Source organism: Enterobacter sp. (genome assembly GCF_977039595.1).
This window is the reverse complement of the sequence record NZ_CDRQYH010000043.1, coordinates 12,990-34,542: the sequence shown is the minus strand read 5'-3', so window position 1 is coordinate 34,542 and position 21,553 is coordinate 12,990. Positions and strand designations below refer to the sequence as shown.

Genomic DNA, 21,553 nt, shown 5'->3' with positions numbered 1-21,553 from the left:
GATAGTGCTCATACTCTTAAATTTCCTATCAAAACTCGCTTTCGCGATGGTTTTCGTAGTGTATAAAATGTTGAAAAATTTGCAACTAAATCCCGGCAGTTCTTACCACGATTTTACGTTATTTTGAGGCCTTTTACCCAAATAACGCAAATTTTTTTATCGTGGTTAAACCATATACATCCCGCCGTTGACGTGGAGGGTCTCACCAGTGATGTAACCCGCTTCGTCAGAGGCTAAAAATGCAACCGCACTGGCGATTTCTTTAGGGTCGCCAAGACGACCCGCCGGAACTGCCGCCAGCGTACCCGCACGCTGCTCATCAGTCAGCGCACGCGTCATGTCCGTTTCAATAAAGCCCGGAGCAACAACGTTTACCGTAATACCGCGGGACGCAACTTCACGCGCCAGCGACTTACTGAAACCAATCAGACCTGCTTTCGCCGCAGCGTAGTTAGCCTGACCAGCATTTCCCATGGTACCTACCACAGAACCGACAGTGATAATACGACCATGACGCTTTTTCATCATAGCGCGCATTACCGCTTTTGACAGACGGAATACAGATGACAGGTTGGTTTCGATGATATCGTTCCACTCGTCGTCTTTCATTCGCATTAACAGGTTATCGCGAGTGATCCCGGCATTGTTTACCAGAATATCCACTTCGCCAAACTCTGCGCGAATATTTTCCAGAACAGATTCGATAGATGCAGGTTCAGTCACATTCAGTACCAGACCTTTACCGTTTGCACCCAGATACTCGCTGATGGCCTGAGCGCCATTCTCGCTGGTTGCTGTACCAATCACCTTCGCGCCGCGCGCAACCAGTGTTTCAGCAATTGCACGCCCGATACCGCGGCTTGCGCCAGTGACCAGGGCGATTTTTCCTTCAAAACTCATGGTATTCCTCTTTTATTGCGAGAGTGCCGCTGACATCGCTTCCGGCTCGTTAATCGCCGAGGCTGTCAGGGTGTCAACAATACGTTTTGTCAGACCGGTGAGGACTTTACCTGGGCCGACTTCATACAGATGCTCAACGCCCTGTGCGGCCATAAACTCAACGGTTTTGGTCCACTGTACCGGGCTATAGAGCTGGCGAACCAGCGCGTCACGGATAGCTTCCGGCGCGGTTTCGCATTTCACATCGACGTTGTTCACAACGGAAATCGTCGGTGCGTTAAAGGTAATTTTTTCCAGCTCAACCGCCAGCTTCTCGGCAGCAGGCTTCATCAGCGCGCAGTGAGACGGCACGCTGACAGGCAGCGGCAGCGCACGCTTAGCGCCCGCTGCTTTACAGGCCGCACCGGCACGCTCAACCGCTTCTTTATGGCCTGCGATAACCACCTGACCCGGCGAGTTGAAGTTCACCGGCGAGACAACCTGGCCTTCAGCAGATTCTTCACACGCTTTTGCAATTGCAGCATCATCCAGACCGATAATGGCAGACATGCCGCCCGTGCCTTCCGGCACCGCTTCCTGCATGAATTTACCACGCAGTTCCACCAGACGTACCGCGTCAGCAAACGCGATCACGCCGGCGCACACCAGCGCAGAGTATTCACCCAGGCTATGGCCTGCAAGCAGCGCTGGCGCTTTACCGCCCTGCTGCTGCCAGACGCGCCACAGCGCAACAGATGCGGTCAGCAGCGCTGGCTGGGTCTGCCAGGTTTTGTTCAGCTCTTCGGCTGGCCCCTGCTGGGTCAGCGCCCATAAATCATAACCCAGTGCATCAGAAGCTTCACGGAAAGTCTCTTCAATGACCGGATAGTTTGCTGCCATTTCAGACAACATCCCAACGGTTTGAGAGCCCTGGCCCGGGAACACAAAAGCAAATTGCGTCATTTTTTATTCCTTATCCTAGAAACGAACCAGCGCGGAACCCCAGGTGAACCCGCCACCGAAGGCTTCAAGCAAGACCAGCTGGCCCCGTTTGATTCGTCCATCGCGTACCGCTTCATCAAATGCGCACGGTACCGACGCCGCAGAAGTGTTGCCGTGACGATCCAGGGTCACAACAACGTTATCCATCGACATGCCCAGCTTTTTCGCGGTCGCGCTGATGATGCGCAGGTTCGCCTGATGCGGCACCAGCCAGTCGAGCGAGGAACGCTCAAGGTTATTCGCTTCCAGCGTTTCATCAACGATGTGTGCCAGCTCAGTCACCGCCACCTTGAACACCTCGTTCCCTGCCATGGTCAGGTAAATCGAGTTGTCCGGATTAACGCGATCGGCGTTAGGCAGAGTCAGCAGCTCGCCGTAGCTGCCATCAGCATGCAGATGCGTAGAGATGATACCCGGCTCTTCGGACTGCCCCAGCAGCACCGCGCCCGCGCCATCACCAAAAATAATGATCGTTCCGCGATCGGTTGGATCGCAGGTGCGCGCCAGCACGTCAGCACCGATCACCAGCGCATATTTAACGGCACCGGATTTCACGTACTGATCGGCAACGCTCAGCGCATAGGTGAAGCCTGCGCACGCTGCAGCGACGTCAAACGCCGGACAGCCTTTAATGCCGAGCATGTTTTGCACCTGGCACGCTGCACTTGGGAATGCATGCGTGGCAGACGTCGTGGCGACCACGATCAAACCAATCTGTTCTTTATCAATGCCCGCCATTTCGATAGCACGCTGTGCGGCTTCGTAACCCATGGTCGACACGGTTTCGTCTGGCGCGGCAATACGACGTTCACGGATACCTGTGCGCGTGACAATCCACTCGTCAGACGTATCTACCATTTTTTCCAGATCGGCGTTGGTACGCACTTGTTTTGGCAGGTAGCTGCCGGTACCTAAAATCTTCGTATACATGTACGCTCAGTCACTTTTAGCTAATACAGATTCCAGGCGAGCGGCAATCCGCTGAGGGACTTGTCGCTGCACCGCCTGCACTGCCTGTTCAATCGCGACAGCAAATGCTCGCTGATTGGCGGCGCCATGACTCTTAATCACGATGCCGCGCAATCCTAACAGACAGGCGCCATTATACTGGTCGGGGTTGAGGTGACTGAATCGCCGCGTCAGGCTCTTTTGTAGCCAACGCTTCAATAAAATCAGCCACCAGGCGCTTTTTTTGCCTTCTCCCTGAGATTTCAGCAGAGAAAGAAACATGCGCACGACCCCTTCCATGGTCTTCAACGTGACGTTTCCGGTGAAGCCATCGCACACCAGAACATCCGTTTTACCCGTCAACAACTCATTGGCTTCGAGATAACCAATATAGTTGATGGAGGGAACCTGTTTGAGCAATTCAGCCGCTTCGCGAATGCTGTCCAGGCCTTTGGTCTCTTCTTCACCAATGTTCAGTAACGCAACACGGGGAGTGTTGATCCCGACAACTTCTTCTGCCAGCACCGATCCCATCACGGCAAACTGTGCCAGCATAGTACTATCACAGTCGACGTTAGCGCCTAAATCGAGCACCACCGTCTTGCCCTTCTGCTGATGCGGTAATACCGTCACCAGCGCCGGGCGCTCAATACCTTCAATCGGTTTGAGCAGTAATTTCGACAGCCCCATCAGCGCGCCGGTATTCCCCGCGCTAACGCAAGCCTGGGCTCGCCCTTCTTTCACCAGCTCCAGCGCTATCCGCATAGAGCTGCCACGACTGTTGCGAATAGCCTGCGAGGGTCGGGCATCACTGGCAATAACTGACTGCGCAGGAATAATCTGCAGACGCGAACGTTGTTCAAAGTCAGCTTTTGCGAGTAATGGCGTGATTGCGTCGGGATTGCCGACTAAAAGAAGTGTGAGTTGCGAATTAGAATTCAGTGCCTGCAATGCTGCAGGCACTGTCACGGAAGGGCCAAAATCTCCCCCCATGACATCTAACGCCAGGGTTAGACGTGTCAAGGTATCGTCGCAGCCTGGTTCGGTAAATTCCCCGTTTGCACGGGGAAATCCTCACTAAGCCTAATCACGCTTACGCGTGATTACTTAGTGATAACCTTGCGGCCGCGGTAGAAACCGTCAGCGGTGATGTGGTGACGCAGGTGTTTCTCACCAGAAGTCTTGTCTACAGACAGGCTGGTAACTGCGGTCAGCGCGTCATGGGAACGACGCATGCCACGTTTGGAACGGGTTGGTTTATTCTGTTGTACGGCCATGGACCTTACTCCTCAATTACTTACGCTTTAAGCTGGCTAATACGGCAAATGGGTTTGGTTTTTGCGCTTCATCAGGCAGTTCCCCAAAGACCATGTCCGCCTCGGACACTTCACAGTGTTCAGAATCATGCACCGGAACTACTGGCAAGGTGAGGATGATTTCATCTTCAACCAGAGCCAGAAGATCTATTTCACCGAATTCGTTAACCTCAATCGGCTCATACGCTTCCGGGAGTGCTTCAGCCTGTTCGTCAGAACGGACCGGACTGAAACAATACGTTGTGTGAACATGCTGTACAAACGGTTTCCCGCAACGCTGACACTCGAGCGTTACCGTTACCTTCGCATCACCGGTTAAAACGGCGAGACGCTGGTTGTCGATAGCGAACGACATGGAGCATTCTACATCACTGTCCACACTGACTACGGATTCGGCAATACGCTCAGCCTGATCGGAAGTATAGATACCTTCATAATCGAGGCGTTTTTGAGCCGTACGAACCGGATCAAGAGTCAGGGGTAATTTTACCTTTTGCATAGGGCGCGCATATTAACTTTGTAACGTCATAGAGTCAAAGAAAAAGGCAACCAGAGCTGCCTTTTGCCAATTATTCGCACACATTGCGGCCTGTAGTTTAAAATGGCTGGCATCGATACGCTATATCTGGTGATAAAAATATGCCAAATCTCGTCCTTGCTTCCACGTCTCCCTATCGCCGAATGTTGCTGGAAAAGCTCGGGATCCCGTTTGAATGCGCCGCGCCAGAGGTTGATGAGACGCCACAGCCGGGTGAATCACCGCGTCATCTGGTGACGCGTCTCGCTAAAGAGAAAGCGCAGTCGCTGGCAGCACGTTACCCCGCACATTTGATTATAGGCTCCGATCAGGTTTGCGTACTGGACGGCGAAATCACCGGCAAGCCCCATACGGAGGAGAACGCCTGCCAGCAGCTTCTACGTGCACGAGGCAGTATCGTGACCTTTTATACCGGCCTGGCGCTTTACAACTCCGCTTCCGGTCATCTGCAAACTGAATGCGAACCGTTCGACGTGCACTTCCGCCATCTCAGCGAGCAGGAGATTATGGATTATGTGCGCCGTGAGCGACCGCTGAACTGCGCGGGGAGCTTTAAAAGTGAAGGATTGGGGATTGCACTTTTCGACAAGCTGGACGGTCGGGATCCCAACACCCTGGTGGGGTTACCGCTAATTGCCCTGTGTCAGATGTTAAGACGAGAAGAGTGTAATCCGCTGACGATGTGACTGGGACGTTGCGGCCTGATGCCCTCACCCGCCCCTCTCCCACAGGGAGAGGGAGGAAGGCAAAATCAGCCGCGCAAAACCTTAAGACAGCGTTTCAGCTGCTCATCCAGCGGCGCTTCAATACGGATCACTTCACCGGTATTCGGATGGGTAAACTTCAGCGCTGCCGCATGCAGGAACAGACGCGACAGCCCCGTTCCCGCCAGCTGCTTATCAAACTCGCGGTCGCCATAGCGGTCATCAAACGCGATGGGATGCCCTGCAAACTGCGTATGCACGCGGATCTGGTGGGTGCGACCGGTGACCGGACTGCAGCGCACCAGCGTGGCAAACTCATAGCGCTCTTCAACCTTAAAGCGCGTCTCAGACGGTTTCCCTTCCTGGCTCACGCGGACAATACGCTCACCGCTTTGCAGAATATTTTTCAGCAGCGGCGCCTGCACCACTTTAACATGGGACTGCCACTGGCCGCGCACCAGCGCCAGATAGTCTTTCTGCATCCCTTTTTCACGCAGCTGTTCATGCAGAGAACGCAGCGCGGAACGCTTTTTCGCCACCAGCAGTACGCCAGAAGTATCGCGGTCAAGACGATGCACCAGTTCAAGGAAGCGCGCTTCCGGGCGCAGGGCACGCAGCCCTTCAATCACGCCGAAGCTCAGACCGCTACCGCCATGAACAGCCGTTCCTGACGGTTTATTCAGCACCAGAATGTGGTCGTCTTCATAAAGGATCACATCACTCAGGGCCGCCACTTTCTGTAGCTTCGGTGATACGGTCTCTTCTTCACGCTCTGCCACACGCACCGGTGGAATACGCACTTCGTCACCGGCTTCGAGTTTGTACTCGGGCTTCACGCGTTTTTTGTTAACCCGCACCTCGCCCTTACGCAGGATGCGGTAAATCATGCTCTTTGGCACCCCTTTTAGCTGGGTGCGCAAAAAGTTATCGATACGCTGCCCCGCTTCATCTTCGGCGATGGCAACCATTTTTACGGCTGGAGTCTCTGTTTTCATGGTTGGCGATTCTAAATATCGCCAGCCATTAGCGCCACTCATTTTTCTATGCTTATATTTACTTTTATCCGGCCTGCTACCCGTTTCGCGCAACCGATTTGGTGGTTATTAAACCAATCGCCATTCTGAAGTGAAGAAACTGTGAGTAACCGGGTGATAATTGGTAAAAGTCATCTTGCTATAACCCGGCGAGCAGTGGAATAATGAGGCTGTTTTCCGTGTTAAATCCTGGTTAAGTAAGGATGTTGACGGAATGACCAATTTTGTCTGACCGATCATCCACGCAGCAATGGCGTAAGACGTATTGATCTTTCAGGCAGTTAGCGGGCTGCGGGTTGCAGTACTTCCCGGTATAAGGATTGTTCTCTGGAGAGTTCTACCCAGGCAATTCCCCTGATAATTGCGCTGTGTTTCCGTATGAAATACAGGCAACCGACACTCTGCGCCTCTTAAGCGAGCGACAACCGTGAGGTTGGCGACGTGAACAGACACGAGGCCATCGGTTCATACCCCGGAAAGCGTCACCTTGCCCGCAGCTTTGTCGTCAATGTAAGAATAACGAGTAAGTTACGATGAAAAGAATGTTAATCAACGCAACTCAGCAAGAAGAGTTGCGTGTCGCCCTTGTGGATGGGCAGCGCCTGTACGATCTGGATATCGAAAGTCCTGGACACGAACAGAAAAAAGCGAACATTTACAAAGGTAAAATCACCCGCATTGAACCAAGCCTTGAAGCTGCATTTGTCGATTACGGTGCTGAGCGTCATGGTTTCCTCCCTCTGAAAGAAATTGCCCGCGAATATTTCCCTGCAAACTACAACGCCCATGGCCGCCCAAACATCAAAGATGTGCTGCGTGAAGGTCAGGAAGTTATCGTTCAGATTGATAAAGAAGAGCGTGGCAACAAAGGTGCCGCACTAACAACCTTTATCAGCCTGGCAGGGAGCTATCTGGTTCTGATGCCAAACAACCCGCGTGCGGGTGGCATCTCTCGCCGTATCGAAGGTGATGACCGTACCGAGCTGAAAGAAGCGCTGGCAAGCCTCGAGCTGCCTGATGGCATGGGGCTTATCGTGCGTACCGCAGGCGTTGGCAAATCCGCCGAAGCGCTGCAGTGGGACCTGAGCTTCCGTCTGAAGCACTGGGAAGCCATCCAGAAAGCAGCGGAAAGCCGCCCTGCTCCGTTCCTGATCCACCAGGAAAGCAACGTTATCGTGCGTGCCTTCCGTGACTACCTGCGTCAGGACATCGGTGAAATTCTGATCGATAACCCGAAAGTACTTGAGCTGGCGCGCCAGCACATTGCCGCGCTGGGTCGTCCGGATTTCACCAGCAAAATTAAACTGTACACCGGTGAAATACCGCTGTTCAGCCACTATCAGATCGAATCCCAGATTGAGTCCGCCTTCCAGCGTGAAGTACGTCTGCCATCCGGCGGTTCTATCGTTATTGATACCACTGAAGCGCTGACCGCTATCGACATCAACTCCGCGCGTGCAACTCGCGGTGGAGATATCGAAGAGACTGCTTTCAACACTAACCTCGAAGCCGCTGATGAAATCGCCCGCCAGCTCCGCCTGCGCGACCTGGGTGGTCTGATTGTTATCGACTTCATCGACATGACCCCTGTTCGCCACCAGCGTGCGGTTGAAAACCGTCTGCGCGAAGCGGTGCGTCAGGACAGAGCGCGTATCCAGATTAGCCATATCTCACGCTTTGGCCTGCTGGAGATGTCCCGTCAGCGTCTGAGCCCGTCACTCGGTGAGTCCAGCCATCACGTTTGTCCGCGCTGCTCCGGCACCGGTACCGTACGCGATAACGAATCTCTGTCCCTCTCTATTCTGCGTCTGATTGAAGAAGAAGCGCTGAAAGAGAACACCAAAGAGGTTCACGCGATTGTTCCTGTGCCAATTGCCTCCTACCTACTGAACGAAAAACGTGCAGCAGTAAGTGCAATTGAAGCTCGTCAGGGCGGCGTTCGCTGCATTATCGTACCAAACGATCAGATGGAAACCCCGCACTACCACGTGCTGCGTGTCCGTAAAGGCGAAGAGACGTCAACGCTCAGCTACCTGCTGCCGAAGCTGCATGAAGAAGAGATGGCCCTGCCGTCCGATGAAGAGCCAGCCGAGCGCAAGCTGCCTGAGCAGCCTGCGTTAGCGACCTTCATCATGCCTGAAGCACCGCCTGAAGCAGCCCTGGAAAAACCGGCGGCCAAACCTGCGGCTCAGAAACCAGAAGCAACGGCAGCGAAAGCCCAGCCGGCCCAGCCGGGTCTGCTGAGCCGCTTCTTTGGCGCGCTGAAGAAGATGTTTGCCGGTGAGGAAGTTCAGCCTGAGCAGCCGAAAGAAGAGCCAAAAGCGGCCAAGCCTGAGCGTCAGCAGGACCGCCGTAAGCGTCAGAACAACCGCCGCGATCGTAACGACCGCAGCGATCGTAACGACCGCAGCGATCGCAATGACCGCAGCGAGCGTCGTGACAACCGTGACAACCGTGACAACCGCTCTGAGAATAACGAAGGCCGTGAGCAACGCGAAGACAACCGTCGCAACCGTCGCGAGAAACAGCAGCAGAATGTTGAAGATCGTGAAATTCGCCAGCAGGCGGGCGATGAGTCTGAGAAGAGCAAACAGCGTGACGACCAGCAGCCGCGCCGTGAACGCAACCGTCGCCGTAACGACGAGAGGCGTCAGGCACAGCAGGAAGTCAAAAACCTGAACCGCGAAGAGCCTGTTGAACAGCAGGACGGCGAGCAGGAAGAACGTACTCAGGTAATGCCACGTCGTAAGCAGCGCCAGCTTGCTCAGAAAGTTCGTTTCGCCTCCGAAGCAACCGAAGAGTCAGCAATTGTCCCGGTTGAAACTCGCGAGAGCGCAGCCGGTACTCAGCTTGCAAAAGTTGACCTGCCAGCCGTCGTTGATAACAACGTTGAGCAGGATGATAACGGTGAAAACCGTGATAACGCCGGCATGCCGCGCCGTTCACGTCGTTCCCCACGTCATCTGCGCGTCAGCGGCCAGCGCCGTCGTCGCTATCGTGACGAGCGTTACCCAACTCAGTCGCCAATGCCGCTGACCATAGCCTGTGCTTCACCAGAAATGGCCTCCGGCAAAGTCTGGATCCGCTACCCGGTAGCGCGTCCGGAGCAGGTTGTTGAAGAACAGCCAGTAACCGAAGAGGTTATTGCACCTGCGGCAGCGGTAGAAGAGGTCGTGACTGAAGCGGCAACCGTGGTCGAACCTCAGGCTGTTGAAACTGCAGCCCCTCAGGTAGCTGAAGTCGAAACCACGCATCCGGAAGTGATTGCAGCGCCGGTTGATGCCGCACCGCAGCTTATTGCTGAAGAAGATGTCGTGGTGGCTGAGGAAATCGCTGAAGAGGCTGAACCTGTAGCCGCAGTGGAAGACACCGCTGAAGCCATTGTCGAAACTACCACTGAAGAAGTCATTCAGGACGTTGAGATTCAGGTTGAGCCGGTTGTTGAAGAACCGAAAGCGCCTGAAGTGAAACCAGAGCCGGTTGTTTCTGCGCCAGCCGCTGCCCACGTGGCGACAGCACCAATGACGCGCGCTCCGGCGCCGGATTACGTGCCTGAAGCACCGCGTCACAGCGACTGGGTTCGCCCGGCCTTCAGCTTCGAAGGTAAAGGCGCAGCCGGTGGCCACAGTGCAACGCATCAGGCGACTGCACCGGCAACGCGTCCACAGTCTGTCGAATAACGACAAACGACACTGAAAGTAAAAAGCCGACCCTCTGGTCGGCTTTTTTTATGGCTGCTGCACAGGCTTCCTCATCCCGGTCACCTCCGGCATGACCTGCCGCATCAACTCCAGAAAACGCCGCAAGCGTGCCGGATAATAACGGGACCAGGGATAAACCAGATGCACCGGTAGCGCCGCTGGCTGCCACTCCGGCAGCAAGTGCACCAGCCGCCCTTCCTGAATATCGTCCTGTACCGTCCAGCTGGAGACCACCGCCACGCCAAGCCCGGTGAGTGCAGTGTTACGTGCGACATAAAGGCTGTCGGTGCTGAGGCGTGGCGTAATAGCAATCCGCGCGGTGGCGGGCGAGGCATCGTGAAAAAGCTCCACATGGCGCTGGTAGAAAGAGCTGATGGCTATCCAGGGAAACTGCTGCAAATCCTCCGGCGCGTTAACCGTTGGAAAACGGGCCAGCAGTGCCGGTGAAGCCACCACCGAGCGCGGCACCTCCGCCAGCAGTACGGACACGGTCGCCGGATCGACCTCCACACCTACCCGAATAGCACAGTCCAGGTTGTCACCGAGGAAATCCGCCGACCGATCGTTGAGCATCCACTCAATCGAAAGCTGCGGATAGCGTTGCAAAAATTCGGTTACGGGTTTAAGAAGCTGATCCTGACCAAACGCGTGGGGAGCGCGCACCCGCAGCACGCCTACCGGCTCATCTTCCGTCTGCCCCACCTCATCTTCCAGCGCCAGCCAGCTGTCAATCACCCGACGGGCGTGCTGATAGCAGCGCTCGCCGTCATCCGTCAGCCGCGTCGTGTGGGTGGTGCGCAATATCAGGCGTACGCCCAGCATGGTCTCAAGCGACTGTAACCGTCTGCTCACAGTGGCCTGGGTGGTGGCCAGCTGCCGTGCCGCCGCAGAGAGAGAACCCGCCTCCACGATGCGAACAAACGTCCGCATTAGCTCCACCCTGTCTATACGCTCAGCTCTTTTCATCGCCTTTTCATTTATACGTTCAACGTATAAGCGTTTTACCACCGGGCCCGCTACCGTCGCAAGGCGTACTGATAAAAAATAGCCTCACACGACGAATGAGGAACTTCTTATGAACACAACAACCGCCGCCCATGCCGTGAGCCGCTGGGTGATTTTAATGCTGGCGATCGGTGCAGGTTTCAGCGTGGCATCAATCTATTATGCCCAGCCTCTGCTGCCGCTGATGGGCGCAGACCTTCATCTGAGTATCGAAGGAATGGGCATGGTCCCGACGCTCACCCAGGCGGGATATGCCCTGGGGATCCTGTTCCTGCTTCCGCTCGGCGATCGCCACGACCGCAGGACGTTAATCCTGATAAAGAGTGCGGCGCTGGCGCTGTTTCTTCTCGGCTGTAGCCTGACCGGGCAGATCCACTCTCTGCTGCTGGCAAGCCTGCTCATTGGCATGGCCGCCACCATGGCACAGGATATCGTCCCTGCCGCGGCAATCCTTGCGCCGGAAGGTAAACAGGGGAAAACCGTAGGTACAGTAATGACCGGGCTGCTGATGGGTATCTTATTATCAAGAACCGTAAGCGGCGTGGTGGGTGAAGCGTTTGGCTGGCGCGTCATGTACCAGCTGGCGGCGGCGAGCATTGCGTTCATCGGCGTGATGATGTGGTTTGTGCTTCCCCGTTTTGCCATTCACTCCACGCTGAGCTACCCCGCGCTGATGCGCTCAATGGAACACCTGTGGCGTCGCTATCCGGCGCTGCGCCGTGCGGCGCTGGCTCAGGGCTTTCTGTCGATTGCCTTTAGCGCCTTCTGGTCTACACTTGCGGTCATGCTGCTTGAGCACTATCACCTGGGCAGTGCCGTAGCGGGTGGTTTTGGTATTGCAGGTGCCGCCGGTGCGTTAGCTGCCCCGCTGGCAGGAGGTCTGGCGGATAAACTGGGTGCAGGAAAAGTCACGCAGCTTGGTGCCGTTCTTGTGACCGTCTCATTTGCCCTGATGTTCCTGATGCCCGCGCTGGGCGTTCATGGACAGCTGATTCTGATCGCCATCTCTGCCGTCGGGTTCGACCTGGGTCTGCAGTCAAGCCTGGTCGCTCACCAGAATCTGGTATACAGCCTTGAACCACAGGCTCGGGGTCGTCTCAACGCCCTGCTCTTTACGGTGGTCTTTATCGGGATGGCGCTGGGTTCCGCGTTAGGCAGCAATATCTACTCGCTGGCTGGCTGGACGGGTGTGGTCGCGCTGGCGACAGCCTGTGGCGTCATTGCACTGGCAATTCGTCTGATTGAAAGCGCACGTGTCGCCTCCGCATCAGCAGAAGTTGCATAAAAAAAATGCCCAATCCAGGCGGATTGGGCAGTAAAACATGCCCAGTTTCAAGACATGTTCCAAGAGGTCAAGATGTTATTTGTTCAGCTGGAACAGAGACATGCCCTGCATATCGCTAAACGCTTTATAAGACGCCTGCAAGGCCGCCTGCTGCATGGTGTAAGAGGAAATCGCTTCGTTCCAGTCAACATCAACCAGGTCGCTCATCTGCTTGGTCTGACCCAGCGCGCGGTCATCACCCAGCGTATCGAGTTTTTCCAGCTCGTTCATCTTGGTTCCCACATCCGCAACGACCGTCAGGACATTGTTCTGGGAGTTTTTGATGCCGATTTGCGCATTGGCAATCACCTGGCTTTGCGCCGTTGCAGCAGCCGGATCGTTTTCAATCGGCGTCTTCAGCGAGGCAATGGCAGAATCCAGGATTTTGAACATGTTCGTCTGGCCATATCCACCGCCCGGCAGCTGTTCTGCATTACTGGTAATGCTTTCGAAAATTTGCTGGCCGGTATGGCTAATGGTCATATTTCGCGCCGTATCAACCTGCTGCGTGATGGCCTCTGCGCCGCCGTTGTAATCCCCGGTCGCGGCATCAAACGGTGCTCTCTCGGTTTTGTATCCCGCAAAGATAAAGCGACCATTACCATCCGTCGTGTTGGCCAGGTTCATAAGCTGATCGCGGATCCCCTGAATATCGGTCGCCAGAGAAAGACGGTCGTCATCGCTTAACGTGCCGTTAGACGCGTAAACGAGCTTCTCGCGCACGCTCGAGATCGCGGTGTTGACCTGGGTTAACACGTTATCTTCCAGCGAGACCTTCTGCGTAGCAAAGGTACGCGCGAGCGCAAACTGGCTGTTTTGCGACTGAGACTGTGACAGAACGATGGCCTGCGATGCGGCGATAGGATCGTCCGAAGGACGATTGACGCGCTTGCCGGTGGACATCTGCTCACCGTAGCTCAGCCATCTGCTCTGGGAATCGGTGATCCCACGCATGTTCTGCTCGTACATCATCTGGGTGCTAATACGCATTGTTCACCTCAACCTTAACGAATGTTGATAATTGCATCGAAGAGCGTACTGGCAGTCTGGAGAACCTGGGCGTTGGCCAGGTAATACTGCTGATAACGCTGCAAATTGCCATACTCTTCGTCGAGGTTTACCCCAGAGATGGTCTGCTGCTGCTTGATTAACTGCGTTTCCACGTTGGCTTTCGTCTGGCTGCTCACCTTCAGTGACGCCGTTGAGCTACCGACGGTACTGACGAGAGAGGCATACGCATCGTTGAAGGTTTTGTTTCCACCCACCACTTTGCCGTTTTGCAGATCGAGCAGTTTTTGGCCGTTACGGTTATCACTCTCGCCGCCGTTCTGAACCGATGCCATCGCCAGCTTGGACTCGTCGCTGATCGCGAGTTCCATGTTCATGATGACGTTGGAAACAGGCTTCACGGTAAAGCTGTCTTTGGTGTTTGCCGTACCGCTCACGTTGACGTTAAGGCCATCAAACGACAGATTGCCGCTGGCATCCGGGCTCATCGTAAAGCTGGTTTTGTCTGAAGTACGGGTAACCGTCCAGTCAGTGCCGTTAAACTGCAGCTTATAGTCTGTCGCCTGGACCTGCTTGCTGTCCGCTACAGAAGCCGTAACAACCGCCGAACCGCCGTTCTTGCTGCTGGACAGGACCGCCGGAGAGCCGAAGTTGAACAGCTTACCGCCCGCATCACCGTTCGCATCAAAGCCGGCTTCATGCTGCGTGTTCATTGAATCTGCAAAGGCCAGCGCCATCTGGTTCAGGGTGTTACGAGCTTTATCAAGATCTTCCGTGCGGAAGGTCAGTAAACCGCCTAAAGAACCGGTGGTAATCATCTTTTCCGGGATCTCGACATTACCCGCTACGTCGTCGACATAGGCCACGGTGGTACGAGCCGGATCTGCACTCGACTTCACGGCAGCCAGCTGGTTGGCTTTGCTGCCCTGAACCAGGCTGTAACCGTTGCCAAAAGAGATGTTAAACGTACCGCTATCCTGAACAGACACTTCCACGCCGACGATTTTGTTCAGCTCATTGACGAGCTGATCGCGCTGGTCGAGCAGATCGTTAGGCGATGCGCCCGCACCGACGCCGGTCAGACGAGAAATCTGATCGTTCAGGTTCGCAATCTGTTTGGCATAGTTGTTGATCTGAGACACGCTGGTCCCAATGGCGGTATTGACCTGCGTATCCTGATCGCGCAGATACTGATCGTTGGTTTTGAACTGATTGACCAGACCACCCGCTTTACCCAGCACCGTCTGACGTGCAGCCGGGTCTTCCGCGTTGCTCACCAGCGTTTGCAGGCTTTTGAAGAAATCCTGCAGGGTGGTGGAGAGCGAGTTGGTGGTATCAGAGAGCACATCGTCGATTTTTGACATCTGCTGATAGCGCGTCGTCAGACCGCTGCTCTGCGTCTGCGCGGCGCGCAGCTGGTTGGTGATGAAGGCGTCATACTCACGCTGGACACCGGAGACATAAACCCCGTTACCCACCCAGCCACCGCCGGTCAGCGTGCTGTTAGATGCGCCCAGCACCGTGGTCTGGCGGGTGTAACCTGCCACGTTATAGCTTGAAATATTATTACTGACGGTATTGAGTGCCGACTGCGCAGCACTGAGGCCACTCATGGCGCTGTTAATCAAACTGGACATGGGGGTTCCTTTTATACGTTCAGACACGAGTCCTGATGAAGGTTATCGGCAACCTCCACCGGGACTTGAGAACTTTCAGAACAGATTTTCAATATCTGTGCTATAGGCTTTGCTGACTTTCTCGCCCATGGATTTCAGCTGCTGGATCATGCTGGTGAGCTTGCGTGCATAGTTCGGGTCAGTCGCGTAGCCCGCGTTTTGTAAGGCCTGAGCGCCCTGCTCCGCCGTCGCCGCCTGCGTAACGGCGGTATAACGCGGATTTCGGCTCAGCAGGCCAACGTAGTCGGACAATGCTTCCAGATAAGAGCTGTAGACGCGGAATTTTGCTTTGACCTTCACCGCCGCACCGTTCTCGTATTCGGTGGTCGTGATCTCCGTTGTTGGCCCCTTCCAGCTGGAGGTGGCCTTCACGCCGAAGATGTTGAAGCTCGGCTCGCCGTTTTCCTTGCGGATCTGGCGCTGGCCCCAGCCCGACTCCAGCGCGGCCTGCGCCAGAATCAGATGATGCGGCACGCCGCTCTGTTCGCTGGCAAGGCGCGCGGGCAGAGAAAGCTGCGCCAGGAAGTCTTTGCTGTCACCGGAGAGCGGCTCATCGCCGCTGCCCGTGGCTTTTGGCATCGCTTTACGCACCATTTGCGTCAGAGCCTGGTTCTGATAACTGGTCACCGTTTCCAGGTCGAACTTCATCGGCACCTGCTGCGTCTGTTCCTGAGGCTGAATGCCCTGCGCGGCTTCGGTCTGTTTCACAATCATGTCAGCCAGACCGAGGCCTTTACCGGCGGTCATCTGCTGCGCAATCTGCTGGTCATACATGCTGGTGTAGAGACGCGTTGAATCACTGCTGAACATCCCGTCTTTCGGCAGGGTTTCACGCATGCTTTTCAGCATCATCTGTACAAACATCCCTTCCACCTGGCGGGCGACCGGGCGGATGTTCGCCGCCGGGTCTTTTCCTGCTTTGGTTTTCAGTTCGTTGAGCGACTGGGCATCCCAGGCTGCACTGGTCAACAGTTTGCTATCGGTCAGCATTAGATGATTTCCAGTTTGGCGCGCAGGCAGCCCGCGCTTTGCATGGATTGCAGAATGGACATCAGATCCATCGGCGTTGCACCCAGGGCGTTCAGGGCTCGCACCACGCTGTTCAGGTTGGCACTGGAGCGAACGCTCTGCAGCGACCCGCCGCTCTGACGCATATCAATCTGCGTTTGCGGCGTCACTACCGTCTGACCGCCACCAAATGGCGTATTCGGCTGGCTCACGTTCGCGGAGCGGTTTACCGTTACGGAGAGGTTGCCCTGCGCTACGGCACAGCTGTCCAGCGACACTTCCCGGTTCATGACCACCGAGCCGGTACGGGAGTTGATGATCACCTTGGCATCCTGAACCGGAACGTTCACTTCCATATTCTGGATATCTGCCAGCATGCGCACCTGGTTGCTGCTGCCGGTAGAGGTACGGATCTGCACGGTGCGCGCATCGAGTGCCGTTGCATTACCGTAGCCGCGGCTGCGGTTGATGGTATCGGCAATTTGCTGCGCCATGGTGAAGTCTTCATTATTGAGCTGCAGGTTGATGGTGTTGCCCGCGCCAAACTGGGTCGGCAGTTCACGCTCAATGATCGCCCCGTTGGTGATACGTCCACCGTTAAGCTGGTTCACCTGCACGCTGCTTCCGCCTGCGGATGCGCCCGCACCGCCAACCAGAATGTTCCCCTGCGCCAGCGCATAGACCTGGCTGTCGACGCCTTTCAGCGGGGTCATCAGCAGCGTACCGCCGCGCAGGCTTTTGGCGTTACCCATTGAGGAGACCACCACGTCAATGGTCTGCCCCTGACGAGCAAACGCCGGGTAGGACGCGGTGACCATTACCGCGGCCATGTTTTTCAGCTGCATGTTAGTTCCCGCCGGCACGGTAATGCCGAGCTGGGAAAGCATGTTGTTCAGACTTTGGGTAGTGAACGGTGTCTGGGTGGTCTGGTCACCGGTACCATCCAGGCCAACCACCAGGCCATAGCCAATAAGGGAGTTTTCACGTACTCCCTGAACGCTGGTGAGGTCGCGAATACGGTCAGCCTGGGCAAACGTTGCCACCAGCGCGAGCGCCACGGCGAAGATCGATTTAAACATGGGTCACCTCGCTTACATTGGCGATAAATTAAGGAAGAAGCGCTGCAGCCAACCCATATTTTGCGCTTCATTGATATAGCCGTTCCCGACGTACTCAATGCGCGCATCCGCCACCTGGGTAGATGGAACGGTGTTGGTGCCGCTGATGGTGCGAGGGTTAACCACGCCCGAGAAGCGAATGAATTCAGTGCCCTGGTTGATGGCGATCTGTTTTTCACCCACAACGTGCAGGTTGCCGTTAACCAGTACCTGGTCAACCGTGACCGTCAGCGTGCCGCTGAAGGTGTTGCTGGCGTTCGCGCCGCCTTTACCGTTAAAGGTGTTGCCGCCGGAGGCCTCAACATCCGCACGGGCATTGCCGAACAGGCCCTGCAGATAGCGTGGCACGGTATCGAAGCCAAAATTGGTTTTGCCATCGCGGCTGGCGTTCGCCGACGAGCTCTTGCTCGCGCTGACATTTTCCTGCAGCACAATGGTCAATGTATCGCCGACGTTACGCGGGCGGCGATCTTCAAACAGCGGCTGATAGCCGTAATTAATCGGCTGCGCGGTCTGGAAAATGGAGCCGTTTACCACTGGCGCGGGGCCAGGAACGGGTTGGGCAGTCGTCGCACCCTGGACCAATGGTTTAGACGGGATCAAAGCACACCCGCTAAGGGTGACAGCCAGAACAGTCAGTATCGGATAACGAAACGCCGCGTTTTTTTGCATTGCCTTCATCTTCGAAAACAGGGAGCCGGCGCGGCGTTTACCGCACCGGGCTACACCTTAGAGTTGCGTCAGTTTCTGCAGCATCTGGTCGGTCGTCGACACTGCTTTACTGTTAATTTCATACGCGCGCTGGACCTGGATCATATTCACCAGCTCTTCCGCCACGTTCACGTTGGACGTTTCAACATAACCCTGGTACAGCAGACCCGCGCCGTTCAGACCCGGGGTGCTCTCATTCGGCGTACCGGAGGATTGCGTTTCGGTGTAGAGGTTCTCACCAATGCTTTCCAGACCGGTATCGTTCATGAAGGTGGTCAGGTTGAGCTGCCCGACCTGAACCGGCGCGGCCTGTCCCTGCTGGGTCACGCTGACCACACCGTCACGTCCAATGGTGATGCTCAGGGCGTTCGCCGGGATGGTAATCGCAGGCTGAACCTGGAAACCGCCCGCCGTCACCAGTTGGCCGTTCTGATCGACCTGGAACGAACCGTCGCGGGTGTAGGCAGAGGTCCCGTCAGGCAGCTGCACCTGGAAGAAGCCCTGGCCTTTGATTGCCACGTCTTTACTGTTGTTGGTCTGAGACAGGTTGCCCTGGCTGTGCAGACGTTCGGTGGCCACCGGACGAACACCGGTACCGATCTGCAGGCCCGAAGGCAGCGTCGTCTGTTCAGAAGACTGCGCGCCCGGCTGGCGGATGGTTTGATAAAGCAAATCTTCGAAAACGGCACGCTGACGCTTGAAACCATTGGTGCTCACGTTTGCCAGGTTGTTGGCAATCACGTCCATATTGGTTTGCTGGGCGTCCAGGCCAGTTTTCGCGATCCATAAAGAACTGATCATAAGGAGTCCTGTTAACTCATAGCCAGAAGTTGGTTAGCCTTGCCCGCGTTTTCATCCACGCTGCTGATGATCTTCATCTGCATTTCAAAACGACGGGCGCTGGCGATCATGTCGGTCATGGCTTCGACCGGCTTGACGTTACTGCCTTCCAGAACGCCGGACATCACGCGGATGCTCGGATCGGCCTGTAACGTGGCGCCACGCGTCGCCTGAGCCGCCTGGGTCAGGCGGAACATGCCGTCGTCGCCACGCTGCACGTCTTTGGCTTCCGCCTTCACCAGCTTCAGACGTCCGACGGCCGCAACGGTGTTGGCCGGGTCGCCCGGATTCAGCGCCGAAATGGTGCCGTCCGCAGCGATAGTGAGCTCGGAGCCTTCCGGCACGGTCAGCGGACCCGCTTCCCCCATCACCGGATGCCCCTGAATCGTCAGCTGGCCCGTCGCGCTCACCTGAATGTTGCCGTTACGGGTATAGCCTTCGCTGCCGTCCGCCGTTTGCACCGCCAGCCAGCCGTCCTGCTGCAAGGCAACGTCCAGCGGGCGTGAGGTGTAATCCATCTGCCCTGGCGTCATATCGGCGCCAGGGGTTGATGCTGTCACCAGCGTACGGGTCGGCAGGGAAAGCCCTTCTACCGGCACCGCGCGAAGCGCATTAAGCTGGGCGCGAAAGCCCGGCGTTGAGGCGTTTGCCAGGTTGCTGGCGGTAACGGCCTGCTGATTGAGCGTCTGACTTGCCGCGCCCATCGCGGTATATATTGCGTGATCCATTGCGCTTTCCTGTTAGCCGCTTAACGCAGGTTAACCAGCGTGTTGAGGATCTGGTCCTGGGTTTTGATGGTCTGCGCGTTCGACTGATAGTTACGCTGCGCGACGATCATGTTCACCAGTTCTTTACTCATATCCACGTTGGAGGCTTCCAGCGCGCCGTTGGTCAGCTTGCCGAAGTTACCGGTGCCTGCGGTGCCCAGCAGCGCCACGCCGGAAGACTGTGTGGCAGACCAGACGTTGTCGCCTTCAGACTTCAGGCCTTCGTTGTTGGCGAAGTTTGCCAGCACGATCTGACCCAGAACCTGAGACTGTTCGTTAGAGTAGCTTCCCACCACGGTGCCATCGTCGTTGATCTGGTAGCTCACCAGGTCGCCAGGCTTGTAGCCGTTCTGATTGGTTGCCACCACGCTGTTTGCACCGGTGTTCTGCTGCATGGAGTTCTGGAAACTCAGGGAGAAGGTCGCCGCCGTCGCACCGCTGACAGAACCCGTGGTGATGTTAATGGCCGGCGTGGCGTTTGGCGCTGCGCTCAGCACGCCCGCTGCGTCGTAGTTATACACACCCGCCAGGTTACCGTTCGCATCAAAGTTCATCTGCGCCGCTTTCGTCGCAGCAGAACCCGCAACGCTGCCGTCCTGAGTGTAAAGATCCCATTTATTGTTGGCCGTCTTAACGTAGTAGACGTACATGTTATGGGCGTTACCCTGGCTGTCGAATACGGTCACGGTACCTTTTTTGTTATAGGTATCCGGGTTGGTCGCATCGAAGGGAGCGGTTTGAACAGGATCGGTTGAGTTCAGGTTGATCTGCTGCGTGGCGGTGGTGGTTGATTTCGCCGCCATCAGGGTATTCGGGATAGTAATCGCCTGAGGGTTCGCACCGGTCTGAACGGTTGGAGGCGTTCCTGCTGCCGGGTAGCCCGTCAGCTGCATGCCCTGCATGTTAACCAGCGTACGGTTTTCATCCAGTTTGAACTGGCCGTTACGGCTGTAGAACACGGAACCGTTAGAATCGACCATACGGAAGAACCCGTTCTGGCTGATGGCAACGTCCAGGCCACGGCCGGTGTTGGTGGTGGTGCCGTCGCTAAAGTCCTGAGTGATGCCTGCAACTTTCACGCCCAGACCCACTTTGGAACCGGCAAACATGTCTGCAAAAGAAGCAGAACCGGATTTAAAACCATAGGTCGCGGAGTTGGCGATGTTGTTGCCAATGACGTCCAGGTTGGTGGCCGCAGCATTCAGGCCGCTGACCGCTTGAGAAAAGGCCATGACTTACTCCTGATAAGTGTTAAGGCTTAGATAATCTGCCGAACTTCGTCGAGTGTGGTGGAACCAGAGGTTCCCAAATCCAGTTTGTTGCCGTCGCTTCCTTTAATCACGCCCTGGACCAGCGCGAACTGCAGCGGCTGCGCCACCAGCTGGGTCGTCCCGTTGCTGGCGCTGATCGCTACTTTGTAAGAACCGTTTGGTGCTTTAGTGCCGTCGGTCAGGCTGCCATCCCAAGTAAAGGTGTGAACGCCCGCCTTCAGCTCACCGATATCAATGGTGCGCACGACCGTGCCGTTGCTGTCGGTAATGGTTGCGGTAACTTTCTCCGCCGCCTGCTGCAGCTCAACGCCAAACGGCGTGGTGGTCGTTGTGGTGTTCCCTTCAGTGGTGCTGGTGCCCGCCAGAATCGTGGTTCCCGGGATCATCACCCCGTGACCAATCAGGCTCGCGGCCTGCAGAGACTGGCTGCTGCCAATCTGGCCGGAAACGGCACCGAGGGTAGTGTTGAGCTTCTCAATGCCGCTCACGGTGCTGATCTGCGCAAGCTGCGTGGTCAGTTCGTTATTCTGCATTGGGTTGGTGGGATCCTGGTTCTTAAGCTGCGCCACCAGCAGCGTCAGAAAGCTGCCCTGAAGATCGGAGGCATTGCTCCCGGTCAGGGAGTTAGAACCCGTCGTACTCTTCGTGTTATTAACACCCGAGTTCGTAGGATCATTCACATTTACGGCGATGGACATGCATG

Annotated in this window: 20 protein-coding genes; 3 read left to right on the top strand and 17 right to left on the bottom strand. The window is 56.0% G+C overall.

The genetic code is table 11. The features are described from left to right. Positions 1–165: 165 nt before the first annotated feature. The 6 genes from fabG to yceD form a co-directional block, all read right to left on the bottom strand. A complete protein-coding gene (fabG, locus tag ACWYRJ_RS13860) occupies positions 166–900 on the bottom strand; it encodes a 3-oxoacyl-ACP reductase FabG (RefSeq protein WP_008500795.1) in 735 nt (244 codons plus the stop codon). Positions 901–912: 12 nt separating this feature from the next. Further along, positions 913–1,842, bottom strand: coding sequence for an ACP S-malonyltransferase (fabD, locus tag ACWYRJ_RS13855; RefSeq protein WP_111965541.1), 930 nt, complete (start codon positions 1,840–1,842; stop codon positions 913–915). A 15-nt stretch (positions 1,843–1,857) separates the two neighbouring features. Next, positions 1,858–2,811 (bottom strand): beta-ketoacyl-ACP synthase III, encoded by a 954-nt coding sequence (locus ACWYRJ_RS13850; protein WP_115874729.1) that lies wholly within the window; start codon positions 2,809–2,811, stop codon positions 1,858–1,860. 6 nt (positions 2,812–2,817) lie between these two features. Beyond that, the gene (plsX, locus tag ACWYRJ_RS13845; RefSeq protein ID WP_060568787.1) at positions 2,818–3,852 is read right to left on the bottom strand and encodes a phosphate acyltransferase PlsX; all 1,035 of its coding nucleotides are present in this window, start codon (positions 3,850–3,852) and stop codon (positions 2,818–2,820) included. An 80-nt stretch (positions 3,853–3,932) separates the two neighbouring features. Further along, the gene (gene rpmF, locus ACWYRJ_RS13840; RefSeq protein ID WP_003857964.1) at positions 3,933–4,106 is read right to left on the bottom strand and encodes a 50S ribosomal protein L32; all 174 of its coding nucleotides are present in this window, start codon (positions 4,104–4,106) and stop codon (positions 3,933–3,935) included. 16 nt (positions 4,107–4,122) lie between these two features. Beyond that, positions 4,123–4,644 (bottom strand): 23S rRNA accumulation protein YceD, encoded by a 522-nt coding sequence (yceD, locus tag ACWYRJ_RS13835; RefSeq protein ID WP_014883375.1) that lies wholly within the window; start codon positions 4,642–4,644, stop codon positions 4,123–4,125. A 140-nt stretch (positions 4,645–4,784) separates the two neighbouring features. On the opposite strand from yceD, the gene ACWYRJ_RS13830 reads away from it, so the two are divergent. Next, positions 4,785–5,369, top strand: a complete 585-nt coding sequence (locus tag ACWYRJ_RS13830; protein ID WP_115874728.1) for a Maf family protein — start codon at positions 4,785–4,787, stop codon at positions 5,367–5,369. A gap of 65 nt (positions 5,370–5,434) precedes the next feature. Here the strand turns inward: ACWYRJ_RS13830 and rluC are convergent, their stop codons facing one another. After that, complete coding sequence (rluC, locus tag ACWYRJ_RS13825; RefSeq protein WP_021240761.1) at positions 5,435–6,382, bottom strand: 23S rRNA pseudouridine(955/2504/2580) synthase RluC; 948 nt, start codon at positions 6,380–6,382, stop codon at positions 5,435–5,437. Positions 6,383–6,954: 572 nt separating this feature from the next. Here rluC and rne point away from each other — a divergent pair. Further along, a complete protein-coding gene (gene rne, locus ACWYRJ_RS13820; protein ID WP_455508094.1) occupies positions 6,955–10,101 on the top strand; it encodes a ribonuclease E in 3,147 nt (1,048 codons plus the stop codon). A 48-nt stretch (positions 10,102–10,149) separates the two neighbouring features. Here rne and ACWYRJ_RS13815 read toward each other — a convergent pair whose 3' ends face one another. Then, positions 10,150–11,052, bottom strand: coding sequence for a LysR family transcriptional regulator (locus tag ACWYRJ_RS13815; RefSeq protein WP_455508093.1), 903 nt, complete (start codon positions 11,050–11,052; stop codon positions 10,150–10,152). A gap of 145 nt (positions 11,053–11,197) precedes the next feature. On the opposite strand from ACWYRJ_RS13815, the gene ACWYRJ_RS13810 reads away from it, so the two are divergent. Further along, positions 11,198–12,412: an MFS transporter gene (locus ACWYRJ_RS13810; RefSeq protein ID WP_111965537.1), complete on the top strand. Its 1,215-nt coding sequence runs from the start codon at positions 11,198–11,200 to the stop codon at positions 12,410–12,412. A 75-nt stretch (positions 12,413–12,487) separates the two neighbouring features. Here ACWYRJ_RS13810 and flgL read toward each other — a convergent pair whose 3' ends face one another. From flgL to flgD, 9 genes are all read right to left on the bottom strand, one after another. Then, positions 12,488–13,441, bottom strand: a complete 954-nt coding sequence (flgL, locus tag ACWYRJ_RS13805) for a flagellar hook-associated protein FlgL (protein WP_455508092.1) — start codon at positions 13,439–13,441, stop codon at positions 12,488–12,490. 14 nt (positions 13,442–13,455) lie between these two features. Beyond that, positions 13,456–15,096, bottom strand: coding sequence for a flagellar hook-associated protein FlgK (flgK, locus tag ACWYRJ_RS13800; RefSeq protein ID WP_111965536.1), 1,641 nt, complete (start codon positions 15,094–15,096; stop codon positions 13,456–13,458). A 75-nt stretch (positions 15,097–15,171) separates the two neighbouring features. Continuing rightward, entirely contained in the window at positions 15,172–16,125 is a 954-nt protein-coding gene (gene flgJ, locus ACWYRJ_RS13795; RefSeq protein ID WP_111965535.1) for a flagellar assembly peptidoglycan hydrolase FlgJ, read from the bottom strand. After that, positions 16,125–17,222 carry a flagellar basal body P-ring protein FlgI gene (locus ACWYRJ_RS13790; RefSeq protein ID WP_455508091.1) on the bottom strand — a complete coding sequence of 366 codons (1,098 nt, stop codon included), beginning with the start codon at positions 17,220–17,222 and terminating at the stop codon, positions 16,125–16,127. The genes flgJ and ACWYRJ_RS13790 overlap by 1 nt, the downstream gene beginning before the upstream one ends. A gap of 12 nt (positions 17,223–17,234) precedes the next feature. Next, the gene (gene flgH, locus ACWYRJ_RS13785; protein ID WP_023311139.1) at positions 17,235–17,933 is read right to left on the bottom strand and encodes a flagellar basal body L-ring protein FlgH; all 699 of its coding nucleotides are present in this window, start codon (positions 17,931–17,933) and stop codon (positions 17,235–17,237) included. 57 nt (positions 17,934–17,990) lie between these two features. Continuing rightward, on the bottom strand, positions 17,991–18,773 hold the full coding sequence (gene flgG, locus ACWYRJ_RS13780; protein WP_008500810.1) for a flagellar basal-body rod protein FlgG: 783 nt from the start codon (positions 18,771–18,773) through the stop codon (positions 17,991–17,993). Between the two features lie 11 nt (positions 18,774–18,784). After that, positions 18,785–19,540: a flagellar basal body rod protein FlgF gene (locus ACWYRJ_RS13775; protein WP_455508090.1), complete on the bottom strand. Its 756-nt coding sequence runs from the start codon at positions 19,538–19,540 to the stop codon at positions 18,785–18,787. 20 nt (positions 19,541–19,560) lie between these two features. Further along, positions 19,561–20,811, bottom strand: coding sequence for a flagellar hook protein FlgE (flgE, locus tag ACWYRJ_RS13770; protein WP_111965534.1), 1,251 nt, complete (start codon positions 20,809–20,811; stop codon positions 19,561–19,563). Positions 20,812–20,837: 26 nt separating this feature from the next. Beyond that, positions 20,838–21,548: a flagellar hook assembly protein FlgD gene (gene flgD / locus ACWYRJ_RS13765; RefSeq protein ID WP_111965533.1), complete on the bottom strand. Its 711-nt coding sequence runs from the start codon at positions 21,546–21,548 to the stop codon at positions 20,838–20,840. Positions 21,549–21,553 lie beyond the last annotated feature (5 nt).